At 27.5% G+C, this 2349-nt stretch carries 2 protein-coding genes; both read left to right on the top strand.

The window, feature by feature from the left end:
- Window positions 1-317 precede the first annotated feature (317 nt).
- Window positions 318-1379, top strand: a complete 1062-nt coding sequence (locus FGM02_RS15990) for an HNH endonuclease (RefSeq protein WP_139959508.1) — start codon at window positions 318-320, stop codon at window positions 1377-1379.
- Window positions 1380-1629: 250 nt separating this feature from the next.
- Window positions 1630-2184: a hypothetical protein gene (locus FGM02_RS15985; RefSeq protein WP_139959507.1), complete on the top strand. Its 555-nt coding sequence runs from the start codon at window positions 1630-1632 to the stop codon at window positions 2182-2184.
- Window positions 2185-2349 lie beyond the last annotated feature (165 nt).

Here is a 2349-nt window from a genome sequence, read left to right as displayed (position 1 = left end):
GAACTTAAAAGTATTGTTGACCTGTATAAAATAAACGAATAAAAACTACCTACAACACCGCATAAAGTTAATGTGAGTTTTTAGGTTTGCTAAAAGGTTTGTGTTTTTTTATTATTTCGCTTCTACTTATTTATCTATTTTTAGGTCGACTAAGATAAAAACACAAAATAAGTAAAAGCTTAGTGTTCGGCTGAGAATCTTGCGATTATCAACTCCCACACTAACTTTATACAAAACCGTTAGGCAACATAGGATTACAAAACGCTGAAATCAACAACTTAACGCAACAAATATAAATTAAAGACCAAATTATTAATATGTCGAGAAAATCTGATGATAAAGCCATAATCGTACTTATTATAATTGCAATTCCAATTTATATTCTATACAAGATACTTGAAGGCTTTATTGAAATCCTTCAAAGTTTAACCAATATAATCGTTGACAATATCAATATCATAATTACAGTAATAGTATTCTCTTTTTTAATTTACATTTTAAGTGTTTTTTACCCTATCATATACTTTAAAAGTAAAAAGTTTAAAAAACTTAAAAATACAATTAGTCATCATATCAAAAACTGTAATGAATTAAATCAATACATTGAAGAACTAAAAAAATCCTATCTAAACATGTCATCTTATAACTATGGTATGGGAGAAATGACAGACAGTAGTTTTTATAATTATGAAAGAAGCAAGTGGAAAAATCAAGATAAAAGCTTTAATGTACACAACTGCTCTGCAACTGTTTGTAAAAATGCAAGTAATCAGCCAATCAAGTATTTATGCAAATACTTTGACATTAATAAAAATGAAAAATCACTATTAAAGTTCGAGAAAATCCTGAATGATTTTATCTCTGTAGAACAAGGAAAAGAATTATTATACAAAGAAAAAACATCCATTCTTCAAAGTATTTTAAATTCAGTTCCTTTAATAATAAAAAAATATCATGAGAAACAATTGTCAAAAAAACTTGGATTCGAAACTGTAGATATAAGTGACTCCTATATTCCTACATTTTCATTTCAATATGTATCTGCTGGAGGATATAGTTCAACAAATTGCGACATTAAATTGAGTATTGAAAATCTGAACGATTTAATCAATTATTTAAATGACGAAATTAAATGGAAAAAAAGTGTTGCTGGTCAAAGAGCACTTATGACATCTCAACTGAGAAATCAAATAAAAAAAAGAGATAATTACAAGTGTTGTTCATGCAACATAGGAACAAAAAATGAACCAAACTTATTATTGGAAATTGACCATATACAACCAGTATCAAAAGGAGGTTTAACAACAATTGGAAATTTACAAACATTGTGTTGGAAATGTAATAGAAAAAAAGGGGCGAAAGTATTAGTAGATTTATAAATTAATTTAGTGAAAAAATAACGTTGCCTAACACCGCATAAAGTCAATGTGGGTTTTTATGGTTTACCCAAAGGTTTGTGTTTTATTATTATGTCACTTCTACTTATTTATCTATTTTTAGGTCGACTAAGATAAAAACACAAAATAAGTAAAAGCTTAGTCCGGGGCTGAGAATCTTAAGATTATCAACTCCCACACTAACTTTATACAAAACCGTGGTACATAATTAAAGACGAGCTCAAAACAAAAAGTGAGTAAAAGAAAAAACATACGAAATAACCGAAAAAAAAGGAATATTAAGGAAATCAAAAAGTCTGATAAACCATTCGTTATCGGATTTGGAATATTTATGATTTTATTTTTTTTATGGGGACAATTTTCAAATAATGGAAACATAAGTGAATCTGAATTATTAACTATTACTGGAAAACTTAACTCTGAATTAATCCGAGAATCTTCTGGCGGAACTCAAAAAACATATTTTTGGACTTTTTTAATGAAAAATCAACCAGTGAAATTTTCAATTGGTGGAATTGCTAAAGTTGGATTTGACTCAAAACTATTTAAAAAAACTGAGACAAATCAGTCAGAAATTACTGTGAAAGTGGATAGAGAATTTTATGCAAAATCAATTAAGGATTCAAAAGGTAAGACTGTTGGAATAAAATACTTGGCGACAAAAAACAGAAAATATTTTGACTTAAAAGATTATAATGAAAACAAGAAAACTGATATGAAATTCTCTTATATATTTCTAATAATAGGAATTGGAGGAATAATTTATGCTTTGGGAATGAAAAAATAACTATGTACAACACCGCATAAAGTTAATGTGGGTTTTTGTAGTTTGCCCAAAGGTTTCTGTTTATTTATTATGTCAATTCTACTTATTTATCTATTTTTAGGTCGACTAAGATAAAAACACAAAATAACTATAAGCTTAGTGCTCGGTCGAAAATCTTACGATTAT

Origin of the sequence: Flavicella sediminum (genome assembly GCF_006381105.1) — a bacterium.
Classification (GTDB): domain Bacteria; phylum Bacteroidota; class Bacteroidia; order Flavobacteriales; family Flavobacteriaceae; genus Flavicella; species Flavicella sediminum.
The sequence above is the reverse complement of the archived record's forward strand: the minus strand, read 5'-3'. Positions and strand labels throughout refer to the sequence as shown.

Bases quoted from the DNA above. Each gene is read 5' to 3' on its own strand.
- FGM02_RS15990 (WP_139959508.1), top strand. From the start codon at position 318: ATGTCGAGAAAATCTGATGATAAAGCCATAATCGTACTTATTATAATT.